Origin of the sequence: Klebsiella sp. D-Nf1 (genome assembly GCF_002810515.1) — a bacterium.
GTDB classification, from domain to species: Bacteria; Pseudomonadota; Gammaproteobacteria; order Enterobacterales; family Enterobacteriaceae; genus Klebsiella; species Klebsiella variicola.
In genome coordinates, this window is the sequence record NZ_PIOK01000009.1 from 42,851 (window position 1) to 65,185 (window position 22,335).

Sequence of the window (22,335 nt, forward strand, 5' to 3'; positions counted from 1 at the left end):
CATGTATATTTATTAAAATCGAGTTATCAGGCTGGCAAGTGAGACGGAAAAGCATAGCGCGCCAGCATACTTTTGCGCATTTATTTTGCACTCGAGCGTGAAGTTGTTATGCGCGGGTTTAGCTAGGATGTCCGCTGAGTACCGGGCAAATGTCTGCTAGACGGGTGATTGGATCAACGTGGATGGTAACCTCATGCGCGTGAAAATGTTCAAGAACGGTAATGTGCATTTTGAGATCCACCCAGATGTTGCCTGGAAGCTTAATGAGGTGCTGGCGTACAGTATGCCGGCTGCTATTCCTGCCCCCTGCCGAACAGCCCCAAAAACCAGAGCGCCTAAGGAGTTTGGCCTCATTCAAAAGACCATCTCTGAGCCCGTTCGATCCACTTTACGTGACGGGCGATTCAGCAAAGACAAGGGGGTTTGGTGCTTCTCTGATTCCAGTCTCCAGAAGTCGCAGGTTGAAGAATTGGAGCGCACATTGAGCTTCATTGGCGGCGTACAGGATAAAAAGCACTGGCAGTTCCCGTATGAGATCGGTCAAACACTCAATACGATTGTGGCGACAGGTTTGATCCCGTATGCAAAATCACATCAGTTCTACCCTACCCCTCGTGTAATCGCGGAGTACGTGGCCAAGGTCGTTGACTTGAAATCTGGCGAAACATTGCTGGAGCCGGAAGCTGGTCGCGGAGATCTGCTTACGTTTATTGAGGCGAATCCTGAGGACGTGACCTGTGTTGAGGTTGCGCCGCTATTTGCTGACATCCTTCTTGGAAAAGGCTACGTGAACACAGTCTGCTGTGACTTCATGAAGTGGTCTGCTGACAATGAAGGCTACCTCTTCGACAAGATAGTCATGAATCCACCCTACTCTCTCGGACGCCACAAAGAACACACGCTGGCCGGGCTGGGACATCTGAAAGTCGGTGGGCGCCTTGTTGCTGTTTTGCCGGGTGACTCACCAACAATGAACTGGATGATGCTGGAGAATTTCGTCTACGCCAAAGGTAAGTCGTTCACAGGTGAGTTTGATGACACGGGGATAACCGTCAGTGTGTATGTGTTCAAACGCACAAAATAATAGGTAACTACATACTTATTTTATGTAAGAATAATGACGCGAAACTTAGAGGGAAACACACATGGAAAGCAGGAATAAAGCCACTTTTATGGATATACAGGCTGTATCACTGATGAGCACGGACATTCCTTTCAGATTTTGCCTTCAGGGCAACAACACAACCGCTGCGGGCACGATTATTGTCGATAAGGGTAAGGTCTCATTTGAAGGCGACGCCGACGAATCAGCGCTGATTTTTATTGAGCACCTGGTGCGTCGAAATAGTCAGCAGTGGGCAGAGCTGGAGAAACGCGCCAGACATTATGATGAGTTTATGAATGTCATAGAGGCTGCGCGTACCGCTCTTGCTGCCGGCACTCCTGTAGATCTGGAGTCGTTGTTTAACGGAGAGCTGGCCTCTGCCATGTTCGCCACCATGTTCGCAGGCGAATTTGTTCGACACGGTGCAAAAAACTATCTGGAATTGAGCTACGACGTTCCTGAACTTGGATTTTTCACGGTTACGACTCAACGTAAGGATGGCAAAACGCCAGGCGAGCGCATCGCAGAGCTGGAGGCTGTGGTCGACCAACGCAATGGAGAATGTGTGCGGCTTATGAAAGAGCGTGACGAACTGCTCAGTGATCAGCTAACTAAAGACTCAAACATTCGCGCTGCAGCCGACGTGTACTATCAACTCATGGAAGAGTGCCAAATACCGCTAGGCGGATCTCTCGTTGAGTATGTGCGTGAGCTTGAAGAACAGGTCAAGACACTGCAGCGGCAAAACCCACACGCCACCGAATCATGATGAGGTCGTAACTGGTTTCACCAATTTAAGGCTATTGGTATAGCCTTAAACAATTTGTTTTCACCAATAAGTTATTACCCCCGCCGTCAAACTTGACCGTATTTCATCAAAAAACTACTGTTTAAATATACAGTATTATGAGGTGATCAAAATGGGCGGAAAAGACACCAGTTATCAGATCGTCTACAGAGGCGAGACACTTAAACATTTCAAGCCTGGCCAGTGCGTCTTTTTCCAGCGAGAGAGACAGTATGGTGGCGGCTATTGGTTGGGCAAGACACATGTGGACGGTTTTGAGTTCCTGCTCGAACAACCAACTTCTCTAAGAGAGGAGATGTTGTTTCTCCTCACTCTTGCAAAGGTGGAAGCCAGACATATGGAGTTCGTCGATTTCGATGACTTCAATTTAACGTAGTCACTGCTTGGGACAGACTATGTGCAACAGCAAAGTTGTAATGTCCGCTTTGAGCGAGGAGCGGACGTTCGCGGTAGCGCAACAAAGATGAATATTTGAATCAGATAGTTCATATTAAACGGAAATAGGTTACTTCCTCTAAACGTATCAGAGTAACAAAGGCTGAAAATGGCAAAGCTTGAAGAATTAAAAAACATTTATCCCGGTGCACTGGCATGGAAATTTGGCGACAGCCCAGAACTTGCTGACGAACTCGTACAACTGGTTTTGAGTGGGAGTAAAACAGCGACATGCTCTTCGATAGCATCTTTTCACCATGAACATGAACGAGGCGAAGCTCCCTGCGTTGGAAGTTATAATATCATTCTTAACGGAGCCGGGCAGCCAATGTGCGTGATCAGAACTCTCAGGATGCAAGTTATCCGCTTCAATGAAATGACGAGTGAACTTGCCAGTAAGGAAGGTGAAGGTGATTTAAGTCTGGAGTATTGGAATGAAGGTCATAAGCGTTATTTTGAGCGTGAAGGCACTTATTCTGAAGAAATGGAACTTATATTTGAGGAATTTGAACTTACAGAGATTTTGTAACTGTCAGCTACTGGCACAGAGCGGACTTTTCAGCTTTGCTCTGCCCCGGACATCTGAACTTAGCTTTGACACTATGCGGCTGATTATCGTGATGACAGTATCGAGACAGCCGCACTGCCTCAAACAAAATGTTTTCTACCTTTTCTTATCGCTGATAATAACTAATACAAGGAAACAATTAGTTAAAAGAGTTAAGTAATGTTGAAAATCACTGAAGCCTACAAGACAGCTGTTATCAGCACTGCGCACGTTACCGCGGAAGACTCCGAACAGTTGCCGATTGCCTGTTTTGACCCAATCACCGATCGCGGACTGAACTGGGTACACGGAACAGAATATGGTTGGATTGTTCGTGCCGGAATGCGTGAAAATAGCTGGGCAGATGAACTGCGTACATTCAACATCTCCGAAGCGGCGATCGCCAATATCAAGATGATACTGGATGCCGGTTATGACGTGGTTCACTTTGATCGTGATGCCGAGCTGGTGGATGGAATGCCAGCATGGGACTGGTAAGGGAGAGAAAAAGATGACGGCAGAAGACGTGATTAATGATGTGCTGGTGGAGCTGGGTAAGCTACCTGATCATCTCCTCATAGCCACCGTATTTGACAACATACCTGCTGAGTTAAAGGCACTGGCCAATGAGTGGGGATGGATGGATACGGAAGTTAGAGAGCAGCTCTATGCGATAGCCTGGCGGATAGTTAACGAGCAACCATAGCCTGCAACGCGTTGACATTGGCGGTCACTAATTGAGGATTTCTATAAGAACTCGTTGATCGCCCCACTTCCCTACCCTCCAACCCCATACACTCCAGGCGTGGCAAGGCTTTTACGCACATAACACCCACAAGAAAACAAATAAATAACACATCAATGAAAAGTCAACGCTTTACCCTGATTTGGTCCCAAAAGTTGACGTTTTGCCATGCCACTTCTTATATCCGTTAAGCAGCGCACCAGAGACCAACACCCTGCGACGAAAACGCCAAAAACAACTCCTGATACCACCACAAAACAGACACGCTCAGAATGGCTCTCGTTGCGTTTAATGAGCATATAAACAAATTGTTTTGAGCAATAAGAAAACAACAAAACAAGATAACGAAGAAAAGGAACTGCCATTACCCCACATCCAGGCAATACCCACCTCTTCCTGCCAGGCTACCGAAAAGACCAACCTCATTGCCCCAGGCTACCGACCCCATGAAGCAAATCTCGACCACCACCAAAAAGCGGCGAGAGAAAGCCAGTTTCTCTGAACTCCATTCCCCAATACACGGAAGAGAATACCCGGGAAGAAACTCCAGACAAGACCAGGCCAGAACAGTCCCCGGCGCCATATCGTTTACCCACTCTTACCTCGAAAGATAACGCAAATTCCTGATAAGCAGGGAACGCCATTACTTCACATGCGGAGAACGACAACAGACCAGAAATCACATCACCCACACTTCCACCTCTCAAGATGAACGAAAGGAAAAGCGCACACGCCATCACTCCATACACAGAGAAGAACTATCCCCACAACGAAGAATACAGACCAGAGGAAAACCACAAGACAACCACCTCTACAACATCTGCAAAATCACTTACTGGCAGAGAGAAGAAAGTCGCCTTTTCTCCCATACGAATGGTCACCGTATAGAGCGTTAATAAGAGATATACGAGCCCCTCATAAGAGAGGTTATTCGAGTCAGGAAAGAGCACAAATATAAGAGAGAGGGGATGGAGGGGGATCGCTCCCTTTCCCGTATTTATTCAAGTCATGATTTTATCCCCCGTAACATCCCTGCGGTCGAACGAGTGAAAGGGCCACCGCGAAAATCCATAGGGATCGTCCCGCAGGGAAAAGGCTGGCTGCCTGAGTAGAAACGGCTGGAGGTTTTTCGGGAAACGGCTGGGTTCCCGTCATGGAAAGGGTGTGTGCCGGTATAGAGACAAAATGCCGCGGGGACGGCTGATTCTGTGGCGGTACACCCTTTGGTGCGCGGGTGGCTTTCTTCCCTCTGCGCGCAGCTGATGATACGTATTCTGCCAGAGCGTTCGAGGGTCACAAGCTGTTTCAGTAGGTTTTTGGGAAGAGGAAAATACTGCCCACCAGCCCTGTGGTGCGCGTTGAGAAGAATAATGTAAAAAGTGCTCCCGATACACTCCCGGATACTCACTGCTTTTCCAGTTATTCCCGATACAAAATGCTTTTTCGCCTATGTCTTATTGCGATAATAACACCAACAAGAAAACAACGTGTTTAGACAAAGGAGAAAAACATGTACAAGCATTTGAACATCAGCATCACCCTTTGCGGAGAAGAGACGTGTACTGACGAACTCCAGATCTCTCTGGATGACGTTATCCGCTCTGCGGATGTCGCTGGGCGCATTGGTACGCTGATTGGCGAAGGGTATCGCGAGGGCACGTTTGATTTTCATATCGAGGACAACGCAATGTCCGTCGCGTGGAACTGCACCACGTCAGAGTCCAGATAAAGGAGAGAGACAATGGATATGCCTGTGATTGTGGAAGTATGGAGCGTGGACTCGCTGGCTGAGTGTCTTGATGGCGTAGGACCAGCACTGACCCGTAAATTATGGTCATTTGTACCAGCTGAGGGAGAGTCACCAAAAGGGAAGGACGTGTGGCACCTGCTGACTGATGAAGAGAAGCGGGAGCTGGTGGCCGCAGTGAAAGAGGAGTTCCCTGACGAAGATTAACAACGGCCACCAGCAGGTGGCTTTTGAGTGATTGTGGCCTGCGGCCAGCTGAATGCCGGAACGCTTTGCTTGGTGGCCGTTTTCACACTGGTATTATTTACACCAACAAGAAAACAAGTTGTTTACGGAGTGTGTAATGAATACCGAGATGATTTTGAAACTGGATAAACTCCAGCCTCGCAAAGACAAACCTGCAGTACTCGGTTCGATCACTTTACTGGACATTGTGGCCAACGGCACAGTCATCCGACTTTTCAAAGAGACCGTTGTCGTCTTCGGCGAAACTTCTCGCAAGCGCATCGTAATGAGCGTCAGGCGCTATAGTGCAAAAGGGTGGGTAGCTAAACAAGTTATCTGGCCGGAGTCAGATCTGGAGTTGGCTTTACTGGAAGTTAACAAGGTCGCCCAGCAGGAAATTCAACGCGCAACAACCCTCGCCATAGCATAGTCATGTGCAACACAGATTAGTCGAATTTACGACAGCCCCGTCGATCCTTCGGGGCTTTTTTGTATTGTAAGTACTTACCTACGGAGATAGTATTACGACGCATCTACATGGAGGTAAAAATGAGTTTGACCAAAGAAGATTTAGTATTTGACCTGTATTACGCATCCAGCACTGACGAAGAAGGCAATAAACTGGCCCAGCTGACCGTTCAGTTCCGTGACGAATCGGCTGTTCCGCATGTGACCACCCAGCTGGCCCGTACAACTCTTAAGCGCGATCGCTCGAAGGCTTATGCCGTCGGCGAGCAATCCGTGAAAAATGGTTCGGACACTCTGCTGGCCGCCATTGAAGCCTATTATCGAACAGACCCGAAGACCATTTTCGAAAACCTGATGGCACAGGTTCAGGATATGATCGAGGGCAACCTGTGCGCCAACAATACCTGGGTTGGTTCATACGGCATCACCATTGTGTCTGGCGGCTCTCTGGAAGAGTATCTGCCTGAGTCCGTCTACAACGTCCAGTAAATCAGCCAATGGCGCGTAACCCGCGCCATTTTCCCCAACCCGTAAACAAGTTGTTTTATGCCTCTCCTGCGTTGCGATAATAACACCAACAAGAAAACAAGTTATTAACGCAGTGAGGAAACGCACATGACCGATTTCACCATCTCCCCGAAAGCAGAAAACGTATGGCTGGAATCCTGGCTTGACCTGTCGCCGGCCGAGCAGAAAGAAATGGATCACGTCGAACCGGACGAACAAACCAGCTCCCGCTTCTTCCATTATCAGGATAGCGTTTATGACATTACCGACTTCATGCGCGATGACCGCTTCCCGGAATGGCACGCCGGCTATCCACTTAATGCCTTCGCTATGCTGATGATCCGCTTAACTGATTCAGGCGATACCATCGACATCGGATTACTTCATTGAGAGGGGAGGGCCACCGATGCTGGTGGCCTACCTTGGTGCGAAGCCGGCTTCGGCAAGGCTCTTCTGCAATTTGGCCACCGCATCACTGATCGTATAGGCTTCATCATCATCAACGGCGCACCCTCGCATATCAGTCCAGGTTAACCGCTTCACGAGTTGCGCCAGTGCAAGCGCCTCTTCCTTGCTTAACTGCAGATTGTCCAGGGTATCTAACATATCGCATCTCCTTTATCGCCTACGGGCAAGATAGCACCGGTCGCCCTATAGATACACCAACCTCATCACACCAGGCTAAAAACACCCACCTCTTACCGCCAGGCTACCGAAGCACCCACCGACTTCCCGACGGCCACCAGCTGCCGAAACAGAACGCTTGGACGCCTCACACCCACTGCGATAATTAAACCAACGAGAAAACAAGTTGTTTAAAGGATTATCACAATGAACTATATCGCCACTGTAAACACTCCCGCGCATGGCACCATCTCTGTCACATACTCCGACATTGAAAAGAACATCCTGGGCGCCTGGCGCGAAGAAGAGACCATCCAGCTGTCCGGGAAAGAGAAGCAGCAGATCGCCAAAGACATCATTTGCAACCGTCGATTCACGCGTGTCTTCGAAAAAGCTTTTGTCACCACCTCAGGATTCGGGGTGTTTATCTTCCCGGTTCGAAGCGGGCGGTTCTGTCAGTCAAAACTCATCGAGCTCGCAACACAGATTGCTGTGTGGATCAAAACAGAGTCAGGGTTCGACTTTACAGACCAGGAAGCAACCGCGCAGGGTGTGCGGATCGCTGACAATGCTCTTAAGTGCAAAAACGTCATTTACGAAGCCGGTATCGACTCGTGGAAGGTCACTTGCGGGGAGTTCGTGAAAGAGATGCACGCCAGCAATCGGATTCACATACTGGCTGGCAAGTAAGAGGGGAGGGGGCTGGAAACGCCCCTTTCTTTCCGTCCACCAGCTCCCGCAGGGAAATTTAGGAACGGGCAGAAAGCCATCCGGGCAACCGACGGGAAACGGCCAGAAAATTTTCGGGAAACGGCGGGGGTCGCCTCATGGGAAAAATTTGTATAGAGGGAGACGCCAGAATCGTCGCCAGCTGGTGGGCGTAAGCTGTTTTTGCGCCATACGTCCAGCGCTGTGATCTGCGCTGCATTGTTAGCGCGTACACGTTGCGCCAACGTGCTAATGATACGTGAGCGCCCACGGATCGCGCCAATATTGCCGACACGCCCCGAAGGATAGCGCGGATCGCGTCACCAGACGATCACGCCCACGACACGACAAAATAAGCCACGCGCTATAACGCTTTTAAACGCGCTATAACGTGTTTTTTACTGTGTGTAATGGGTATGTACTACCACACGTAAAAACGCGTTAAATTGGCGCGTTTATGGCGCTTATTTTTGGTGTAAATGAGTGAACGCCAGATAAAAGAAAACGCGCCAACAATGGCGCGTTATGGTGGAGATCCTGAAACGGAAAAAGCGCCCATAGTGGGCGCTGGTGGCTAAATGCTGTTTTGCAGCTTTCCGATCATTTCAGACAAGCGCAAATATTCTCTTTTCCGTTTACAGTCTCGCTTGGTGTTAAGCAAATCAGAGAACGTAAAGTTTAGCGCGTCACGCTGGGCGCTTAATTCGTCGATGAGTTCAAGTTTATAAGCGCGATATTTAGCGCGATACTCCGCGCGGATCTGGTCATAGCTAATCATGATTTTTATCCTTAAAACTAGCGCCCATAGTGGGCGCTGAATCCGTCTACTTATGCTTTGAAAGCGTCAGCCAGATAGTTATAAAAATCATTTTTGATAAAGCGATATTGCTGCGATCCGTTTTTGGCAGCGCCCATTCCTTTAATCTTCTCGACCAGTCCCAGACGTTCACACAGATTGATCAGCTGGTTGGCTTGCGTATATCCTGCGTCTAACTTAATTTCATTTGCTTGTTTTGCTTCATTCATCAAATCGAAAACAGCACCATTTGTGAACGTGTCGATCTCATCGTTAATCATATCGATTAAAGCGAACACGCGAGATCCGGACATATCAGCGACTGAATACACACATTTACCAGACTTGATAGACTTAACCAGATAAACCAGCTTTTCGAGAGAGTAGCTATTTGTCATCGCTTCGCGGAAAAACACTTCTGGCGTTTGCTTGCTTGCTTTAATCGCGTAGTAGAAGACACCAGACAGCTTATCGTCGTTTACTGCGTTTACAACGTTATTCACGAAGTATGCAAGTTTAGTAGACGCTGCAAGCATGTTAGCTTTATCTGCTTTGGTGTGCGTGCCATTCTGATAATGTTCGTTGTAAGTCTGAGTAGCTTGATCTGCTTTTAATTGTAATTCGTCAGTGATAACTACAGCAGCATCAATGATGGATTTTTTAGAAATGGTTACGTTAGACATGATTTTAATCCTTATGTAATATTGAAAACTTATTTTGTTTTTCGTCTATCGTCAGCATGTTTGCTTTCGATGTAAGTAATTATCGACATACAAAAAATAAAATCAAGCGTTTTTCGCAAGGGGTGATAAAAAATTTATTTCACAAATAAATCAAAGTCTTAGAAATAAATCGCGTTTTCTCGAAGGTGTTGCCTAAATAAATTCCGCACTCGGTGTATTACCCTTATATATTTAGCGATGACAATACTTATGGTGATTTGATTTATCGGGGAGTGACCCATAAAATAATAACCGGACATAGCCGGCTATTACCCTTATAGGAATTTACATCTTTTTTGCATAGTTCCTGATTTCTTTTATTATATACTCCCCAAAACGTTCCGAGTTTTCGCATTTGTCTTTCGAAGGCTCATCAAGCCCCAACTTGCATCCCGAAACGATCAGTCCATCTTGATATGCAGCGCCTAAAGCCATGCTTAGCTCTAACATGCACAAATCGTAGTCTTCCGCCTTTGAACACACCTTTGTAGTGACACGTTGAGCTCGTTCAATGCTATTTTCTTGAGAAAATGCGGAAGAGCTAAAAATGAAAGTTAAGAATGTTAATGCTGCTACAATTTTCACATCAATATCCTAAAACGGCAGAATACGTTCAACCCAATCAAACAGGACGATCATTTTTCGCCCGTTCCCCACGGCAAGTGTGACCTGACAAGCATCGACGCCGAGTGACACACCTTCAATTTCGCGGCCGTCCGCCATGTAGACCCTTACTGATTTCTGGTTCTCGTGGGCCTGGCGGCAAATTTTAAAGAAATCACGGCGAGATGGCCGGTTATCAACATAGTCTGGATGTACGGTTACGCGACCAACGAAATCATGGGTGACAGCGTCATTTACACCTGACTCGATAGTGCTGATTCGCTCAAGTGGCAACCTTACACGATTGTCTTTGTCGAACGGCGCCGGGCATAGATCTACCTTGTTGCGGGAGGACATCGTCCCCTGAACGTACATGCAGAACACCTGGCCATCTTCCATCGTAACCCTTACAGGGATGATAGCCTTACGCCAGAACATTAACGACTTCTCCACGTTGGAGTAATCGCGTGGCCAAACCTCAGCAGGTATCCCGTAGGTGATATCGGTAATGGTATTGGGCATATTTTAAACGCCTCATGTTATGCGATAAAAATTACCAGAAGGTACGAGTCACCATTATCTTCTATTTCCTTGGTTTTGACAGGCGAAAAAGCGTTACCTTGTTGCAAATACTTAGAATTGTTATAGTTTGCAGGCAAGTTTCTATATGGTGAAGAATGATGAACAAGTGCGCATTAATAGCTTTGCTAACCTCCAGTTTACTGGTGGCCGGATGTTCAACCCAGGCGGTCAGGACGAGTGCTGCCGACCCAGTCCCAGCTTCTAGAATACTGTCGACCAAATACAATACGCCGTCAGAGAATACGCAAAAAATCATCGTGAAACGAGACTCTGGCAGTAAGGGCGCGCTTTGTACCAGCCGGCTTTCTGTTGATGGTGAGCCAGTTGCTGATATCAAAACATCTGAGAAGGTTGAGTTAAACCTGCCTTATGGCGAGCATATTCTGTCTGCCGATCTGCAGGGTATGTCTATTATGTGCGGCAAGATGAACACCGAAAGAGAAATCATGGTGTCAAAAGATAAGCAAGACGAATATCGGATCGGGGTGACGGTGTCGGCAGAGCTGTTCATCATGAAAACAGCCTATAAATAAATGGTAGAGGAGGGCGAGAGCTTTTTACCCACGCCCTCCGTAAGTACGCGTTAGAGACGTTTGAGGATATCTTCCAAGTCTTCCTTGGTCATCCCGGAGTTCTCGTAGATCTGCAACACTTTCTGTCTAGCGTTCTCAGCCGCTGCCATCGAGGTCGCGATCTTCTCAAACTCTGCTGTGCTCATCTTGGTCAGAACAAGGTTAATGATGTCTGACTTCGACATTTTGATGTTGCGCTCTTTCAGGCGCGTTTTGAACGAACCAAGCTTTTCGTTGGCTTTTTCGGTGAGCTTCACCTGACATGAAATTGAGCGATTTTCGGTCATAATTAATCTCTTTGTAATACACCAAAGTCAAAACTGCTCCCGACAGGCAACACGCCTTCCGCAAACCCGGGAGTGGTGTCAATAATGTGTTTTCGTTCGTATGAGTGTGACATCAGGTGTTTGTTGCTTATATCGATAAAATCCGAAATAAAACACACATTTGCCTGATTCTTCTTGGCACGAAGGCCGCGACCAACACGTTGACGCATTTCGACTTCGGCCTTGCCTCCTCCGGCAAGAATTACGGCGCCAACACTTGGCACATCGACACCGACATCCAGTATCGTAGAGCCGATCAGCACATCAATTTTCCCTGCAGCCAGGCTGTTAAGCTTAGCCTGTCTGGTACTCTGGTTGGATTCACCGTAAATAAAATCTACCCGTAAGCCGCTCTCTTTCATCATTTCCATCAGTATCTGACCGTGGCGTTTGATCCTCACCAGGGTCATACAGTTCAGTCCATGATCACGGTACATCAGCGCGTCGCGAACGACGGCCTCGTTACGTCCAATATTGTAAACGATACCGAGCTGATAAGCTTTCTGATACGGCGTGCTCATACCAACTCTGAAGTTCAGATGCTTGGAAGCGAGCTCCGCTCGGATACGAGCCTCATCCGGAGTGTACGCGATTTTATGGTATACGAAGTAAGGTTTGGCCAAAATACCTCGCTCGATCAGATATTTTTCAGTGACCTTTATCTCGATGCGTCCTGCAACCGCCATCAGACGCATATTGGCCTCAGTTGAAGCCTTCATAAACGGGGTTGCCGTCAGCGCCAGGCGATAGTCTGCGTTAATGCACAGTCTGGCGATGTCATAAAAGTTTGAACCGGAGGATTCGTGGGCTTCTTCGAGGATTAGCAGTGAGACGCTTGAGAGGAATCGCTTAACCAGCTCCCGGCGCTTAAGATGATAAGCCTTTTTCTCCGCCGGCATATCGCGTGGAGGCTCTTCAAGAAAACTCGCCAGGGTTTGCACTGTTGCGACATTGATATGGCGAGACACCTGAAACTCACCAGAACCAATGATGCCAACCTTCTGACCTTTAAGCCACGGCTCTCCATTCTCAGCGCGATAGTCGATCGACTTCTGGAAGTTATCTGCCATTTGAAACATAAGAACAGAGCGGGTGGTTAAAAACAGCGTCATGCGACCAATACGCGCCGCGGCTTTGCAAGCTACGTTCGACTTTCCCCCGCCTGTGGCGATCTGCGCAATCATCATTCCTTCGCGAACCAGTGTCTCGACAGTCTGATCCTGATATGCATAGTCCGGATTATATGGGAAGGGGTTTACTGCCGGGTTTGGTTTACCAAGCGCCGGAACCTTGTCTTTGCGAATATGCACGCATTTAATGCCAGCCTTCACCAGATTTGCTGCTACCGATTTAGCAAAACCCGCGGGGAAGGCATTTTTGCTCCAGTTGAACATAGTACTGGTGCCTTTCCAGTCGCCAGCTTCGACTTCGTAACTCAGCATTTCCTGGACGAGTCGCTTCACGTTGTCATCAGCGCCGGAGACCATAGCGTTGACCGCGTTCGAAACAATCCTAACAGTCATAAATATCTTTCCTTCGTGCCTTTTATATGTTAATTGGCTAGAATAGTAAGTAAGTACTTATGCAATGGATTGTATCAAAAAGTATGGACGTAAAAATTACCATTCTGCAGGTAGAAGTGGCCAGACTCCGGCCAAATCCCTGGAACACCAACTCGGTTGGTGCTCAAAACTTCGAAAAACTGAAAGGCTCCATTGAAAAACTGGGTTTTTTCAAGCCAATTCTCGCGCGAGAGCTGGACGGTGGCCAATTTGAGATTCTCGGTGGCGAACATCGCTGGCGAGCCGCTATGGAACAGGGTATTTCCACGGTTCCCGTTATATCGGTGGGCAAAATAAGCGATCTGGTCGCGAAACAAATGTCTCTGGTCGATAACGAGCGATACGGCGAAGACGATCAGGTCGCATTACAGCGTCTGATCGAGGAAATTCAGTCCGAACTCGATTATCAGCTGTCGGAAATTGCCCCTTACGACGACGAACTGGCGGCCACACTGGCTCGTGAGTCGGCAATCGACCTGGAAATGCTTGAGGCGTTGTCGCGTGGCGACGAAGAGCCCATTGAGAAGGACTCTCGCGAAAAAGCTGAGCGTGTCGGTGCGGAACACCAGACCATGCGCTTCAAAGTGACGTTTGACGCTTCTGATCGCGTTACCGAAACCATTAAATCCATCATCAAAGAGCAGGCGATCAACACCGGCAACGACATGGAGAATGCTGGTGAAGCTCTGGTATGGCTGGTCGATAACTACAAGGAGTGTATTTAATGACCAAAACGTTCGAAATCGTCTACCGAGACCCGGCAGAGCTCATTCCCTATGAAATGAACGCCAAAAAGCATGACGAGCAGCAGATCCGTGACCTGGCCGCAGCCATAAAAAAGCGTGGTTTTGACCAGCCGATCACTGTCGATAAAGACGATGTCATCATTACCGGCCACGGCCGCCGCGAAGCTGCGCTTTTAGCGGGGCTGAAAAGTGTGCCGGTGATCGTTCGCGACGATCTGTCCGATGAAGAAGTGAAGGCGAAGCGTCTGGAGGATAACCGGCTGGCCAGCATTGATTACGATGCCATCAAGTTACAGAAAGAGCTGGAGTCTCTGGTACTTGGTGACGTTGAAGTCTTCGGCTTTGACGAGCGTGAGCTGAACGTGCTTGTCGGTAGCATGACCGAAGAAATGGATACTGGCGCACTGGTTATGGATCTGGGGGAGGAAACCGAGCGCCAGAAAGAAGAGCACACCGAAATCAGTCGCGAAGTCGCCGCCGAAGAGGTTCGAGTGGTCGATGTTCTGGGCTTTAAAACGCTCCCTGCTGGCTCTGCGATTGTCGTGGGGGATTTGCTTGCCCATATGGAAGAAATCACGGGAGAGAGCGGGGTAGACGCGTTCGTTGCTTATGCGCAGAAAGTTTCCTCCGGGGTAGTCGAAGCATGAGCACATATACCATCAACATATCGTTCCAGACCCGTGTCAACAAGACTACTCGCACGCTTGAGATCGCCGAATCGTTTGGGCTTGGCCTGGATGAAAAAGACTGGACACTTTACGACAATCTTGAGCTGGAAGTTGAGCAGGGTGATGTGGTTTACATCACTGGCCAGTCAGGTTCCGGAAAATCTGTCGTGCTGCGTGAGCTACAACGCCAGATGAAAGAGGAAGGGCTTTCAGTCGCCTCCATTGATGACTTTACTTTTGACAACGACGTCAATGTCATCGACCAGCTGGGTAAAACCACCAGCGAAGCGTTAGGGCTGCTTTCGATGGCTGGCTTGAATGATGCCTATCTCTTTGTGCGCAAACCTTCTGAAATGTCGGATGGCCAGAAATACCGTCTCAAGATCGCCAAGCTTATTGAGTCGGGCGCGAAGGTATGGGCTGCGGATGAATTTGGCGCAGTTCTTGATCGTGTTACCGCCCAGGTTGTGGCCTCGAACCTCCAGCGTGCCGCGCGAAAGGTAGGTGCGACGGTAATGGTGGCGACGACCCACGAAGACCTGAAGAACGCGCTGCGCCCGGATATGCAGATCACCAAGCACTACAAGGAGCGAGTGAAGGTTGATTATGCAGATTAAAAAGACTTTCCCGATTTATGAGGGCCCAGATCTGCGCCGCCGCTGGACTACAGAAGCCGAATGGCGAGATTGGCTTCGTGCTCATGGCGCGTATGGTTTTCGCGTTACCCCGTATTTCAATCGCTGCTGTGTCGTCTTTGGTGAAAGACGTTATGTCGAGACGATAAAACAGCTCTATGGCCTCGATGAAAGCGAGTTCGTATATGGGGTTGTCGGCATGGTGACAACTCTGGGCTATATTCAGGCCGACACGATGCTTCATTGCGTCTACCTGCCAGAAAATTACGATGAAACAGTCTACTGGCATGAGGCACTACATGTGGCGCTGATGACCGCAGAATATCACGGCGTGCAGCTCCATGATCAGGAGGCATTGACCTACCTGCAGGGTTATATCGCGGAAGAGTTCAATCGTTCCCGACTACAGTTTATGGCCGACAAGAAAGCTGGTGGACTGCCTGCGATCGAGGGAATCGTGACTCGTCCTGCATCCACTATCTGCCGTGGCGGGTTTTGCAACCGTAAGGTGGTGATGCGATGACTGACATCATCATTAAACGGTATCGCCCGGAGGAGTTCCCGCGCCATCTGGACTTTCTTGAGCGCATGACCGTCACCAGGGGGACGGTAGAAGACTGGCACGCGCTTAAGTCGCTTCACTACAAGACAGATGGGAAGCCGTTCGCCCCTACCTACTATCGTTGTGAGCTAGATGGTCGGTTGGTAGGCGTTGTAGTTATGGCCTTCCCTAAACTGCTGCTGGCGCCGCGGCATCGCATGTTTCCAAAGCTGAAACCCACAACCAACACCACCGTGGCAAATCAGTACTGGGGACGTTACGTAAACAACAACTTCGCTGTGATCAGCCGCTCTGTAGTGGACACCCAGTATCGTGGCGTCGGGGTATCGTATCGCATGATTAATCTGGTTAGCAGGATGCATGACCGGCCAATCATCGAGATCCAGTCGTCGATGAGCAAATATAACCCGTTTGCTATGAAAGCAGGGTTTTGCTTCATCCGTCCTGAACGTCCGAAGAGCTACGAAAGCGCACTTCGCGTCTTTCAGCGCCATTTTCGTTCTGATCCCGGCGACAACGAAGCGATTGTGAAGGAGCTGTTTGCGATGACTGATTCACGCCGGCGCCGCGCACTGCGAGATCTGGTGGCGGACTACCACAAGAATAGTTCTCTGGCAAAAGCAGGCCGCAACCGTGGCACTACCATTCAGGATATCGCGGATAGCCTGGTGGATGAGGCCAGCATCGTGAAACTACTCAAGGATATTCACAATCTGAGCTTCACTTCACCGCTCTATGGGGTTTATCGCAACCCTGATTTTGGTCGCCAGCTGCCTGACACACTGCCACTGCTGGCTTTTGATAAACAACCGCTGAATGCACCACTGGATATTGCGTTACCGGCATAAGGATTTGCCATGACACTGACTGATAAACAGAAAGACATCATTAAGACCATCAACTTAGGCCATGAACGTGGACATTTGCTCGATCTGGACGGGCTGCTGGAAGTGCTGCCTTACCGGACGACAAAGCAGTCTATGCAATTCTCCCTGCGCGCGCTGATCAAGAAAGGTTTGGTCGAAAAGCACGACTGCCGGCCGCGAGAGGATTCTGGCTACCAGCGTCGAACTTTGGGGCTGACGACATTAGGTCGAGCCAGAGCCAAGTTACTGGTGATGTAAGTTGGTCTGGGAGTCAGATTAACAGCCTGCGTCTGTATATATAACTAATAAGTCACTTATTAAATATATACGAAAGCAGGCTCTCAAACAGATTCCCCAGACCTAATTAATACAACCAGAAAACAAATTGTTTAAGAGCGCAAGGAAGCGCTCTGTGTGTGTTTTAGAGGGATCTATGACTGTCGAAAAAGACGAGAGCAAAACTCGCCTGACTCCGGCTGAATGGGCGGAAGCCGAAGCGAAATGGACTTCGGGCGAGTATACGCTCTCAAAACTGGAAGAAGAGTACGGCATCCGTCGTGAAACGCTCTCCAGACACTTCAAAAAGCGTGGATTAGAGAAAGGCGCCGATTCTGTTGGAAAGATGGTGCGCGAGTCTCTCAAGTCCGATGCAGAACTGCGCGCTAAAGCCCGAGCCGAAAAGATAGAAGACCGCCGGACACGCTATGACGGCTGGGCGTATGCCCTTGGTCAGATGGTGATGGTCGAGGTCACTACAGCAAAGCGCGAAGGTAAGCCACTGGCCTCGATTGAGGACGATCTTAAAAGCCTGCAGCGCGCCAGCGGCACGCTGGCGAAATGCTTCGAAATTTCCTCCAAGGCATTGGGCATGGAGAAAGAAGAAGGCGGTGAAGAGGATATTCCGAACCTTGTCTTTGGCGAGCTAACCCCATCACAGGTGGCCCAGCTGCGCAAGGAAGATGATGAGCCCGAAGTGATTGATGACGATCTGTTGGAATCACTCGAAGAAGAAGCGCTGAGCGAAGCTGAGAGCGATTTTGACGCATCGGGCGAAGACGATGATGGAGATGCATAACCATGTCCATCCCGTCGTCTCTAAGTCTCGTACAGCTGCATTCCGGGCAGATGCAAGTCTTCCAGTCGCCACATCGTTTCAAAGTTGTGTGCGCCGGACGACGTTGGGGTAAATCGAGGCTGTCGATCTCAACCATCATTCGCGCTGCCGCTAAGGAGAGAAAACAACGAGTTTGGTACGTCGCGCCGACCTACCAAATGGCGCGCCAGATTCTTTGGGATGATCTGCAGGAAGTTCTGCCGCGTAAGTGGATTCGGAAGAAGAACGACACCACGATGACCATCGTGTTGAAAAACGGTTCGGAGATCGCGCTTAAAGGCGCAGATAAACCGGATACGCTTCGTGGTGTTGCGCTGCATTTCGTTGTGCTCGACGAGTTCCAGGATATGAAGCCAGACACCTGGTACAAGGTTCTCCGTCCGACATTGTCATCCACCCGCGGCGGCGCGCTGATCATCGGTACGCCGAAAGGGTTCTCCGAATTCCATAAACTATGGACTATCGGGCAGAACAAAGAACTGCAACGCAAAGGTCAGTGGAAAAGCTGGCAGTTTGTAACCGCTGATTCACCATTCGTTCCGACGGCAGAAATCGAGGCAGCCAAGAACGATATGGACCCTAAGTCGTTCGCTCAGGAGTACCTCGCCAGCTTCGAAAACATGTCAGGGCGTGTGTATTACCCGTTCGATCGTAGCGTTCACGTTAAGCCGCTGCAGTTCAATCCTAAATTACCGGTGTGGGTAGGCCAGGACTTCAACATTGATCCAATGTCGTCGGTCATCCTGCAGCCACAACCGAATGGGGAGCTGTGGGCTGTGGATGAGCTTGTCTTGTTTTCGTCGAATACGGCAGAAGTGTGCGATGAGCTGGAGCGTCGCTTCTGGCGGTGGAAATCGCAGGTCACAATTTTTCCAGACCCGGCCGGCGCCTATCGTCAGCACGCTCGTGGGGAATCGGACATCGACATCTTCAAGGAGAAGGGCTTTCTGCGTGTTGATTATCCGAAAAAGCACCCACCGATTGCTGATCGTGTGAACTCAGTGAACCGCATGTTGATGAGCGCCTCTGGCGAAACTCGTTTGTATATCGACCCTAAGTGCAAACATCTCATCGATTCACTGGAGAAAGTTATCTACAAACCAGGCTCTCGCGATATGGATAAGAGCGGTGGGATTGAGCACAGCGCGGATGCCTTGGGCTACCCGGTTCATCGTAGGTATCCCGTAAAAAATCGTGTTATTCTTGGTGGCTCAAGATAAGTAAGTACTTACATATCATGGAAGAGAAGCAAATGGAATTGACTGATAAGCAAATTAAGGATCTTGTGGCAAGACGCCACCCCGAATACATAAAGAAAAAAGAGCACTGGGATTTCCTCGCCAGCACATACGCTGGCGGGCGTGCCTGGTTCGATGACAACATTTTCCGATACTTCAAAGAAGGTGATCAGGAGTTCAAGGAGCGTCTGGAACGCGCCTACCGCTTCAATCACACCAGGGAAGTGGTGAACCTGATTAATAAATATCTCTTCAAAGAGGACATCCATCGAAATGTAGAAGAAGCGCCTGAGCCAATTCAGAAATTCTGGAAACGCGCGACACGACAGAATGTTTCCATCGATGGCTTTATGTCCGCGCTTGACCTCCAGTCCTCCATCTATGGCCGTGTCTGGGTGGTGGTCGATAGCACGATGGATAGTGACGCAGAATCCGTCGCTGACGAGAAGAAGAAGGATGTTCGCGCCTATGCCTACTGGATTTCTCCGCAGCAGATGTTGGATATGGCGTGGGACGATGACGGCAATTTGATCTGGGCGCTGATTGTCGAAGTGGCGCGCGATGATCAAGACCCTTTCACCTCATCTGGCCAGGAATATCAGCGTTATCGTCTATGGACACGTAACGAGTGGTTTCTATTTCGGGAAGAGGTTAAGAAAGGCGCCGGGAATGCCGGTCGTCGGACCGCAAAAGTTGTGCTTGAAGATAAAGGCGAACACAAACTTGGCGTTGTACCTGTGTTTCCTGTTGATTGCATAGGGGAGAGCGAATCGCCGTATTTTAGCCCGTCGCTTATTGATGATATCGCCTACCTTGACCGTGCAGTAGCCAACTATCTGTCGAACCTTGACGCCATTATTCAGGATCAGACGTTCAGCCAGCTGGCCATTCCTGTTCAGTCGCTCCTGCCAGGCGATGAGAATCACGCAAAGGTAATGGAAATGGGGACAAAACGCGTCTTCACCTATGACTCGGAAAGTGGCAACCAGCCTTTCTATTTGTCGCCAGACCCTAAGCAAGCTCAGATGATCATCACCACTATCCAGACCGTGATTAATGAGATCTACCACTCCGTTGGGGTCGCTGGCGAGCGAACAAAGCAGGATAACGCTAAGGGGATCGATAATTCATCCGGGGCCGCCAAGTTATATGACTTTCAGCGGGTTAATAGTCTGCTTATTACTAAAGCCGAGCGTCTTGAGCGGGCTGAACGCCAGATGATGTTTTTGGCGGCGAAGTGGATGGGGGTCGATCTCGATGAGGAGCATTCGCTGATTGCCTATCCGGAGAGCTTTGATATCCGCGGTCTGACGGATGAATTTGCCGTTGCCGAGAAACTTGGGCTGCTGGAAGCACCGGATTCTGTGCGTCGATATCAGATGGAAATGCTCATTGAGAAAATCTTCCCGAATATTTCGGCCGCGATGCAGAAAGAATTTGAGAAAGATCTCTTGAATTTTCCGCCAAAAAATGCTCTCAATACTCTTGAAAATAAGTCAGTACTTACTTATCATCGCGATACAGTCCAAGAGAGCGGACAAGATCTATCCCAAGGGAATGGGAACTCATCAACTCAAGCAACCGAGTGATAAGTAATTAAAAGGAATTTTTATGAATCTGTGGCAAATGCTAATGGCCCGTCGTGGCCTCATGGATGTCGCCGAATCACATGAACGTAGTGGCGCAGGTGCTGGAGCTCCCGCTGGTGCAGAAGAGCAGGGCACCCAGGAATCTGGTAAGCAGAACGGCGAGCAGAAAGATCAGCCGAAAATCGAAGACGATGAATTCGGAGGGATGACTCAGGAAGAGTTGCTCGCTGAATTGCGTAAATCCAAGAAAGCCGGTGCTGACCTGCTGAAAGAAAACATGAAACGCAAGGAAAAAGAGCGTGCCATGGCCGATCAGCTGGCTCAGTACGGTGATATCGATCCGGCACGAGCACGCCAGCTTCTGGAAGCTGAGCAAGCCGCAGAAAACGCACGCCGTGAGGCGGAGCAAGCTGAACTGGAACGCCGCGGTGAATTCGATGCTGTGAAAAAGCAAATGATCGAAGCTCACCAGGCTGAGATGGCTCAACGTGATGAACGTTTTTCCGCTCTGGAGAGCGAAAACGCCGCACTTAAAGCCCAGCTGGTTGAAATGACCGTCGGCGCTTCCTTTTCTGGCTCCAATTTCCTGCGTGAAAAAGTTCTGATGACTCCGGCTAAGGCCCGCGTTATCTACGGCTCTCATTTCGAAGTGGGTGAAGACGGTAACGTCGTTGGCTATGACAAGCCGGCAGGTCAGAAAGAGCGTGCTGTTCTGGTTGACGGCGAAGGTAAGCCGTTACCGTTCGAATCCGCGATTGAGCGTATTTTACGTGCAGATCCGGAAGCTGACGCTTTATTGCGCAGCGAAGCTAAGCAGGGTGCTGGTTCAATTAGTAAACCGACCCACAAAGTAACCCAGCCGAAGAACAAGTCGACAATGGATAAGTTGACTGCCGGTTTAGGGAAAATCGGAATCAAGTAACATCTTAAATCATAGGGAAATGAAAGATGCCATTACTGCGTGAAGAAGCTGAAAAGCTGTCTAATAACGAGCTTGAACAGGGCGTGATCGAGACCATTATCGATCGTGACGACCTGTTCGCCGTCCTGCCTTTCATGAAGATCAATTCGAAGGCATATCTGTATAACCGCGAAAAAACCCTGAGCGAAGCTACTTTCATTGATGTGAACGACACCATCACCGAAGGTGCAGCAACCTTCGAAGAGAAAGTTGCGAAGCTGCGCATTCTGGCTGGCGACGTTGACGTCGACAAATTCCTGGCTACCACTATGGCTGATACCAACAACCAGCTGGCTATCCAGGTTCGTCAGAAAGTCAAAGGTCTGGCTCGTGCCTTCCGCCGCAATCTGATTGTTGGCGACTCCTCCACTAACAACAAAGCCTTCGACGGTATTCCGAAGCTGATGCATGACGATCAGAAGATCGACATCTCCGGCGCCTCCATGACTTTCTCCATGTTCGACGAACTGGTCGACGCAGTTAAAGATCTGGGCGCAGACTGCATCATGATGCGTTCTGAGCATCTTCGCGCATATCGTGCGCTGCTGCGAACTGTAAACGTAGGCCCATCCGAAATCATGATGGAAAACTTCGGTCGACCAATGCTGTGCCATAACGGCGTTCCGTTTATCGTAAACGACTTCATTCCGGTTGCGGACTCCACCAAAGCGGATATCTACTGTCTGCACCTTTCTGAAGAAAACGGTGTAACTGGTCTGTACGGCGGCGAAAACGCCGGTATCGTTGTGGAAAACATTGGCACCGTTCAGAACAAAGACGCAGTACGTACTCGTGTGAAGTGGTACTGCTCTCTGGCCAATAAGCACGACAAAGCTATCGCGGCGCTGACTAACGTCAAAATTTAATCCTAATA

Annotated in this window: 32 protein-coding genes and 1 pseudogene; 24 read left to right on the forward strand and 9 right to left on the reverse strand. The window is 49.3% G+C overall.

What is annotated here, in order from left to right:
• Window positions 1-130: 130 nt before the first annotated feature.
• The 6 genes and pseudogenes from CWM54_RS24560 to CWM54_RS24585 all read left to right on the forward strand — a co-directional run.
• Window positions 131-1,084 (forward strand): annotated as a pseudogene (locus CWM54_RS24560) (DNA modification methylase); the annotation flags it as partial.
• 61 nt (window positions 1,085-1,145) lie between these two features.
• On the forward strand, window positions 1,146-1,874 hold the full coding sequence (locus CWM54_RS24565; RefSeq protein WP_100698807.1) for a hypothetical protein: 729 nt from the start codon (window positions 1,146-1,148) through the stop codon (window positions 1,872-1,874).
• Window positions 1,875-2,025: 151 nt separating this feature from the next.
• On the forward strand, window positions 2,026-2,289 hold the full coding sequence (locus CWM54_RS24570; protein WP_100698809.1) for a hypothetical protein: 264 nt from the start codon (window positions 2,026-2,028) through the stop codon (window positions 2,287-2,289).
• Window positions 2,290-2,457: 168 nt separating this feature from the next.
• Window positions 2,458-2,877 (forward strand): ASCH domain-containing protein, encoded by a 420-nt coding sequence (locus tag CWM54_RS24575; protein ID WP_012540023.1) that lies wholly within the window; start codon window positions 2,458-2,460, stop codon window positions 2,875-2,877.
• Between the two features lie 198 nt (window positions 2,878-3,075).
• Window positions 3,076-3,393, forward strand: a complete 318-nt coding sequence (locus CWM54_RS24580) for a hypothetical protein (RefSeq protein ID WP_046882076.1) — start codon at window positions 3,076-3,078, stop codon at window positions 3,391-3,393.
• A 13-nt stretch (window positions 3,394-3,406) separates the two neighbouring features.
• The gene (locus CWM54_RS24585) at window positions 3,407-3,601 is read left to right on the forward strand and encodes a hypothetical protein (RefSeq protein ID WP_100698810.1); all 195 of its coding nucleotides are present in this window, start codon (window positions 3,407-3,409) and stop codon (window positions 3,599-3,601) included.
• Window positions 3,602-3,753: 152 nt separating this feature from the next.
• Here the strand turns inward: CWM54_RS24585 and CWM54_RS28180 are convergent, their stop codons facing one another.
• Together CWM54_RS28180 and CWM54_RS24590 are read right to left on the reverse strand one after the other, a co-directional pair.
• Complete coding sequence (locus CWM54_RS28180; RefSeq protein WP_133123772.1) at window positions 3,754-4,005, reverse strand: hypothetical protein; 252 nt, start codon at window positions 4,003-4,005, stop codon at window positions 3,754-3,756.
• 57 nt (window positions 4,006-4,062) lie between these two features.
• On the reverse strand, window positions 4,063-4,332 hold the full coding sequence (locus CWM54_RS24590; protein WP_133123771.1) for a hypothetical protein: 270 nt from the start codon (window positions 4,330-4,332) through the stop codon (window positions 4,063-4,065).
• An 818-nt stretch (window positions 4,333-5,150) separates the two neighbouring features.
• On the opposite strand from CWM54_RS24590, the gene CWM54_RS24600 reads away from it, so the two are divergent.
• The 5 genes from CWM54_RS24600 (at window position 5,151) to CWM54_RS24620 (ending at window position 6,977) form a co-directional block, all read left to right on the forward strand.
• On the forward strand, window positions 5,151-5,369 hold the full coding sequence (locus CWM54_RS24600) for a hypothetical protein (protein WP_019704577.1): 219 nt from the start codon (window positions 5,151-5,153) through the stop codon (window positions 5,367-5,369).
• 12 nt (window positions 5,370-5,381) lie between these two features.
• Window positions 5,382-5,594, forward strand: a complete 213-nt coding sequence (locus CWM54_RS24605) for a hypothetical protein (RefSeq protein WP_023279445.1) — start codon at window positions 5,382-5,384, stop codon at window positions 5,592-5,594.
• Between the two features lie 148 nt (window positions 5,595-5,742).
• Window positions 5,743-6,042 carry a hypothetical protein gene (locus CWM54_RS24610; RefSeq protein ID WP_072201200.1) on the forward strand — a complete coding sequence of 100 codons (300 nt, stop codon included), beginning with the start codon at window positions 5,743-5,745 and terminating at the stop codon, window positions 6,040-6,042.
• A 119-nt stretch (window positions 6,043-6,161) separates the two neighbouring features.
• Window positions 6,162-6,569, forward strand: coding sequence for a hypothetical protein (locus CWM54_RS24615; RefSeq protein ID WP_100698816.1), 408 nt, complete (start codon window positions 6,162-6,164; stop codon window positions 6,567-6,569).
• A gap of 126 nt (window positions 6,570-6,695) precedes the next feature.
• Window positions 6,696-6,977 (forward strand): ABC transporter, encoded by a 282-nt coding sequence (locus CWM54_RS24620; protein WP_099130667.1) that lies wholly within the window; start codon window positions 6,696-6,698, stop codon window positions 6,975-6,977.
• Between the two features lie 27 nt (window positions 6,978-7,004).
• On the opposite strand, the gene CWM54_RS24625 is transcribed toward CWM54_RS24620, so the two are convergent.
• Window positions 7,005-7,193, reverse strand: a complete 189-nt coding sequence (locus CWM54_RS24625; RefSeq protein ID WP_032439735.1) for a hypothetical protein — start codon at window positions 7,191-7,193, stop codon at window positions 7,005-7,007.
• Between the two features lie 225 nt (window positions 7,194-7,418).
• Here CWM54_RS24625 and CWM54_RS24630 point away from each other — a divergent pair, with 225 nt between their 5' ends.
• Window positions 7,419-7,901 (forward strand): hypothetical protein, encoded by a 483-nt coding sequence (locus CWM54_RS24630; protein WP_100698818.1) that lies wholly within the window; start codon window positions 7,419-7,421, stop codon window positions 7,899-7,901.
• 592 nt (window positions 7,902-8,493) lie between these two features.
• Here the strand turns inward: CWM54_RS24630 and CWM54_RS24640 are convergent.
• The 4 genes from CWM54_RS24640 to CWM54_RS24650 form a co-directional block, all read right to left on the reverse strand.
• Window positions 8,494-8,697, reverse strand: a complete 204-nt coding sequence (locus CWM54_RS24640) for a hypothetical protein (protein ID WP_100698819.1) — start codon at window positions 8,695-8,697, stop codon at window positions 8,494-8,496.
• A 50-nt stretch (window positions 8,698-8,747) separates the two neighbouring features.
• Complete coding sequence (locus CWM54_RS24645) at window positions 8,748-9,398, reverse strand: hypothetical protein (protein WP_004109892.1); 651 nt, start codon at window positions 9,396-9,398, stop codon at window positions 8,748-8,750.
• Window positions 9,399-9,722: 324 nt separating this feature from the next.
• Entirely contained in the window at window positions 9,723-10,022 is a 300-nt protein-coding gene (locus CWM54_RS28185; protein ID WP_123609186.1) for a hypothetical protein, read from the reverse strand.
• Window positions 10,023-10,031: 9 nt separating this feature from the next.
• Complete coding sequence (locus CWM54_RS24650; RefSeq protein ID WP_047065793.1) at window positions 10,032-10,562, reverse strand: transcriptional regulator; 531 nt, start codon at window positions 10,560-10,562, stop codon at window positions 10,032-10,034.
• Between the two features lie 155 nt (window positions 10,563-10,717).
• On the opposite strand from CWM54_RS24650, the gene CWM54_RS24655 reads away from it, so the two are divergent.
• A complete protein-coding gene (locus CWM54_RS24655) occupies window positions 10,718-11,155 on the forward strand; it encodes a hypothetical protein (RefSeq protein ID WP_100698821.1) in 438 nt (145 codons plus the stop codon).
• A 50-nt stretch (window positions 11,156-11,205) separates the two neighbouring features.
• Here the strand turns inward: CWM54_RS24655 and CWM54_RS24660 are convergent, their stop codons facing one another.
• Both CWM54_RS24660 and CWM54_RS24665 read right to left on the reverse strand, forming a co-directional pair.
• Window positions 11,206-11,481, reverse strand: coding sequence for a hypothetical protein (locus tag CWM54_RS24660; protein ID WP_004109887.1), 276 nt, complete (start codon window positions 11,479-11,481; stop codon window positions 11,206-11,208).
• A gap of 2 nt (window positions 11,482-11,483) precedes the next feature.
• On the reverse strand, window positions 11,484-13,043 hold the full coding sequence (locus CWM54_RS24665; protein ID WP_023279440.1) for a DEAD/DEAH box helicase: 1,560 nt from the start codon (window positions 13,041-13,043) through the stop codon (window positions 11,484-11,486).
• Window positions 13,044-13,102: 59 nt separating this feature from the next.
• Between CWM54_RS24665 and CWM54_RS24670 the strand changes: the two genes are divergently transcribed.
• The 11 genes from CWM54_RS24670 (at window position 13,103) to CWM54_RS24720 (ending at window position 22,327) form a co-directional block, all read left to right on the forward strand.
• Window positions 13,103-13,807, forward strand: a complete 705-nt coding sequence (locus CWM54_RS24670; RefSeq protein WP_050484892.1) for a ParB/RepB/Spo0J family partition protein — start codon at window positions 13,103-13,105, stop codon at window positions 13,805-13,807.
• On the forward strand, window positions 13,807-14,475 hold the full coding sequence (locus CWM54_RS24675) for a ParB/Srx family N-terminal domain-containing protein (protein WP_060527999.1): 669 nt from the start codon (window positions 13,807-13,809) through the stop codon (window positions 14,473-14,475). The genes CWM54_RS24670 and CWM54_RS24675 overlap by 1 nt, the downstream gene beginning before the upstream one ends.
• Window positions 14,472-15,113: an ATP-binding cassette domain-containing protein gene (locus CWM54_RS24680; protein WP_100698822.1), complete on the forward strand. Its 642-nt coding sequence runs from the start codon at window positions 14,472-14,474 to the stop codon at window positions 15,111-15,113. Before CWM54_RS24675 ends, CWM54_RS24680 begins: the two co-directional genes overlap by 4 nt.
• Window positions 15,103-15,654, forward strand: coding sequence for a hypothetical protein (locus tag CWM54_RS24685; RefSeq protein WP_100698824.1), 552 nt, complete (start codon window positions 15,103-15,105; stop codon window positions 15,652-15,654). Before CWM54_RS24680 ends, CWM54_RS24685 begins: the two co-directional genes overlap by 11 nt.
• Window positions 15,651-16,541 (forward strand): hypothetical protein, encoded by an 891-nt coding sequence (locus tag CWM54_RS24690; protein WP_004109872.1) that lies wholly within the window; start codon window positions 15,651-15,653, stop codon window positions 16,539-16,541. Before CWM54_RS24685 ends, CWM54_RS24690 begins: the two co-directional genes overlap by 4 nt.
• Before the next feature lie 9 nt (window positions 16,542-16,550).
• Entirely contained in the window at window positions 16,551-16,817 is a 267-nt protein-coding gene (locus tag CWM54_RS24695) for a hypothetical protein (protein ID WP_100698826.1), read from the forward strand.
• Between the two features lie 175 nt (window positions 16,818-16,992).
• A complete protein-coding gene (locus tag CWM54_RS24700) occupies window positions 16,993-17,634 on the forward strand; it encodes a DNA-binding protein (RefSeq protein WP_004109866.1) in 642 nt (213 codons plus the stop codon).
• 2 nt (window positions 17,635-17,636) lie between these two features.
• Window positions 17,637-18,893 (forward strand): phage terminase large subunit, encoded by a 1,257-nt coding sequence (locus CWM54_RS24705; protein ID WP_004109863.1) that lies wholly within the window; start codon window positions 17,637-17,639, stop codon window positions 18,891-18,893.
• 32 nt (window positions 18,894-18,925) lie between these two features.
• Window positions 18,926-20,500: a phage portal protein gene (locus CWM54_RS24710; protein WP_065519943.1), complete on the forward strand. Its 1,575-nt coding sequence runs from the start codon at window positions 18,926-18,928 to the stop codon at window positions 20,498-20,500.
• A 22-nt stretch (window positions 20,501-20,522) separates the two neighbouring features.
• Window positions 20,523-21,422 carry a DUF6651 domain-containing protein gene (locus CWM54_RS24715; RefSeq protein WP_100698828.1) on the forward strand — a complete coding sequence of 300 codons (900 nt, stop codon included), beginning with the start codon at window positions 20,523-20,525 and terminating at the stop codon, window positions 21,420-21,422.
• A 26-nt stretch (window positions 21,423-21,448) separates the two neighbouring features.
• Window positions 21,449-22,327: a major capsid protein gene (locus tag CWM54_RS24720; protein ID WP_064343494.1), complete on the forward strand. Its 879-nt coding sequence runs from the start codon at window positions 21,449-21,451 to the stop codon at window positions 22,325-22,327.
• Window positions 22,328-22,335 lie beyond the last annotated feature (8 nt).

Coding starts and splice junctions, on each gene's coding strand:
- CWM54_RS24565 (WP_100698807.1), top strand. CDS start 1,146: ATGGAAAGCAGGAATAAAGCCACTTTTATGGATATACAGGCTGTATCA.
- CWM54_RS24570 (WP_100698809.1), top strand. CDS start 2,026: ATGGGCGGAAAAGACACCAGTTATCAGATCGTCTACAGAGGCGAGACA.
- CWM54_RS24575 (WP_012540023.1), top strand. CDS start 2,458: ATGGCAAAGCTTGAAGAATTAAAAAACATTTATCCCGGTGCACTGGCA.
- CWM54_RS24580 (WP_046882076.1), top strand. CDS start 3,076: ATGTTGAAAATCACTGAAGCCTACAAGACAGCTGTTATCAGCACTGCG.
- CWM54_RS24585 (WP_100698810.1), top strand. CDS start 3,407: ATGACGGCAGAAGACGTGATTAATGATGTGCTGGTGGAGCTGGGTAAG.
- CWM54_RS28180 (WP_133123772.1), bottom strand. CDS start 4,005: ATGGCAGTTCCTTTTCTTCGTTATCTTGTTTTGTTGTTTTCTTATTGC.
- CWM54_RS24600 (WP_019704577.1), top strand. CDS start 5,151: ATGTACAAGCATTTGAACATCAGCATCACCCTTTGCGGAGAAGAGACG.
- CWM54_RS24605 (WP_023279445.1), top strand. CDS start 5,382: ATGGATATGCCTGTGATTGTGGAAGTATGGAGCGTGGACTCGCTGGCT.
- CWM54_RS24610 (WP_072201200.1), top strand. CDS start 5,743: ATGATTTTGAAACTGGATAAACTCCAGCCTCGCAAAGACAAACCTGCA.
- CWM54_RS24615 (WP_100698816.1), top strand. CDS start 6,162: ATGAGTTTGACCAAAGAAGATTTAGTATTTGACCTGTATTACGCATCC.
- CWM54_RS24620 (WP_099130667.1), top strand. CDS start 6,696: ATGACCGATTTCACCATCTCCCCGAAAGCAGAAAACGTATGGCTGGAA.
- CWM54_RS24625 (WP_032439735.1), bottom strand. CDS start 7,193: ATGTTAGATACCCTGGACAATCTGCAGTTAAGCAAGGAAGAGGCGCTT.
- CWM54_RS24630 (WP_100698818.1), top strand. CDS start 7,419: ATGAACTATATCGCCACTGTAAACACTCCCGCGCATGGCACCATCTCT.
- CWM54_RS24640 (WP_100698819.1), bottom strand. CDS start 8,697: ATGATTAGCTATGACCAGATCCGCGCGGAGTATCGCGCTAAATATCGC.
- CWM54_RS24645 (WP_004109892.1), bottom strand. CDS start 9,398: ATGTCTAACGTAACCATTTCTAAAAAATCCATCATTGATGCTGCTGTA.
- CWM54_RS24650 (WP_047065793.1), bottom strand. CDS start 10,562: ATGCCCAATACCATTACCGATATCACCTACGGGATACCTGCTGAGGTT.
- CWM54_RS24655 (WP_100698821.1), top strand. CDS start 10,718: ATGATGAACAAGTGCGCATTAATAGCTTTGCTAACCTCCAGTTTACTG.
- CWM54_RS24660 (WP_004109887.1), bottom strand. CDS start 11,481: ATGACCGAAAATCGCTCAATTTCATGTCAGGTGAAGCTCACCGAAAAA.
- CWM54_RS24665 (WP_023279440.1), bottom strand. CDS start 13,043: ATGACTGTTAGGATTGTTTCGAACGCGGTCAACGCTATGGTCTCCGGC.
- CWM54_RS24670 (WP_050484892.1), top strand. CDS start 13,103: ATGCAATGGATTGTATCAAAAAGTATGGACGTAAAAATTACCATTCTG.
- CWM54_RS24675 (WP_060527999.1), top strand. CDS start 13,807: ATGACCAAAACGTTCGAAATCGTCTACCGAGACCCGGCAGAGCTCATT.
- CWM54_RS24680 (WP_100698822.1), top strand. CDS start 14,472: ATGAGCACATATACCATCAACATATCGTTCCAGACCCGTGTCAACAAG.
- CWM54_RS24685 (WP_100698824.1), top strand. CDS start 15,103: ATGCAGATTAAAAAGACTTTCCCGATTTATGAGGGCCCAGATCTGCGC.
- CWM54_RS24690 (WP_004109872.1), top strand. CDS start 15,651: ATGACTGACATCATCATTAAACGGTATCGCCCGGAGGAGTTCCCGCGC.
- CWM54_RS24695 (WP_100698826.1), top strand. CDS start 16,551: ATGACACTGACTGATAAACAGAAAGACATCATTAAGACCATCAACTTA.
- CWM54_RS24700 (WP_004109866.1), top strand. CDS start 16,993: ATGACTGTCGAAAAAGACGAGAGCAAAACTCGCCTGACTCCGGCTGAA.
- CWM54_RS24705 (WP_004109863.1), top strand. CDS start 17,637: ATGTCCATCCCGTCGTCTCTAAGTCTCGTACAGCTGCATTCCGGGCAG.
- CWM54_RS24710 (WP_065519943.1), top strand. CDS start 18,926: ATGGAATTGACTGATAAGCAAATTAAGGATCTTGTGGCAAGACGCCAC.
- CWM54_RS24715 (WP_100698828.1), top strand. CDS start 20,523: ATGAATCTGTGGCAAATGCTAATGGCCCGTCGTGGCCTCATGGATGTC.
- CWM54_RS24720 (WP_064343494.1), top strand. CDS start 21,449: ATGCCATTACTGCGTGAAGAAGCTGAAAAGCTGTCTAATAACGAGCTT.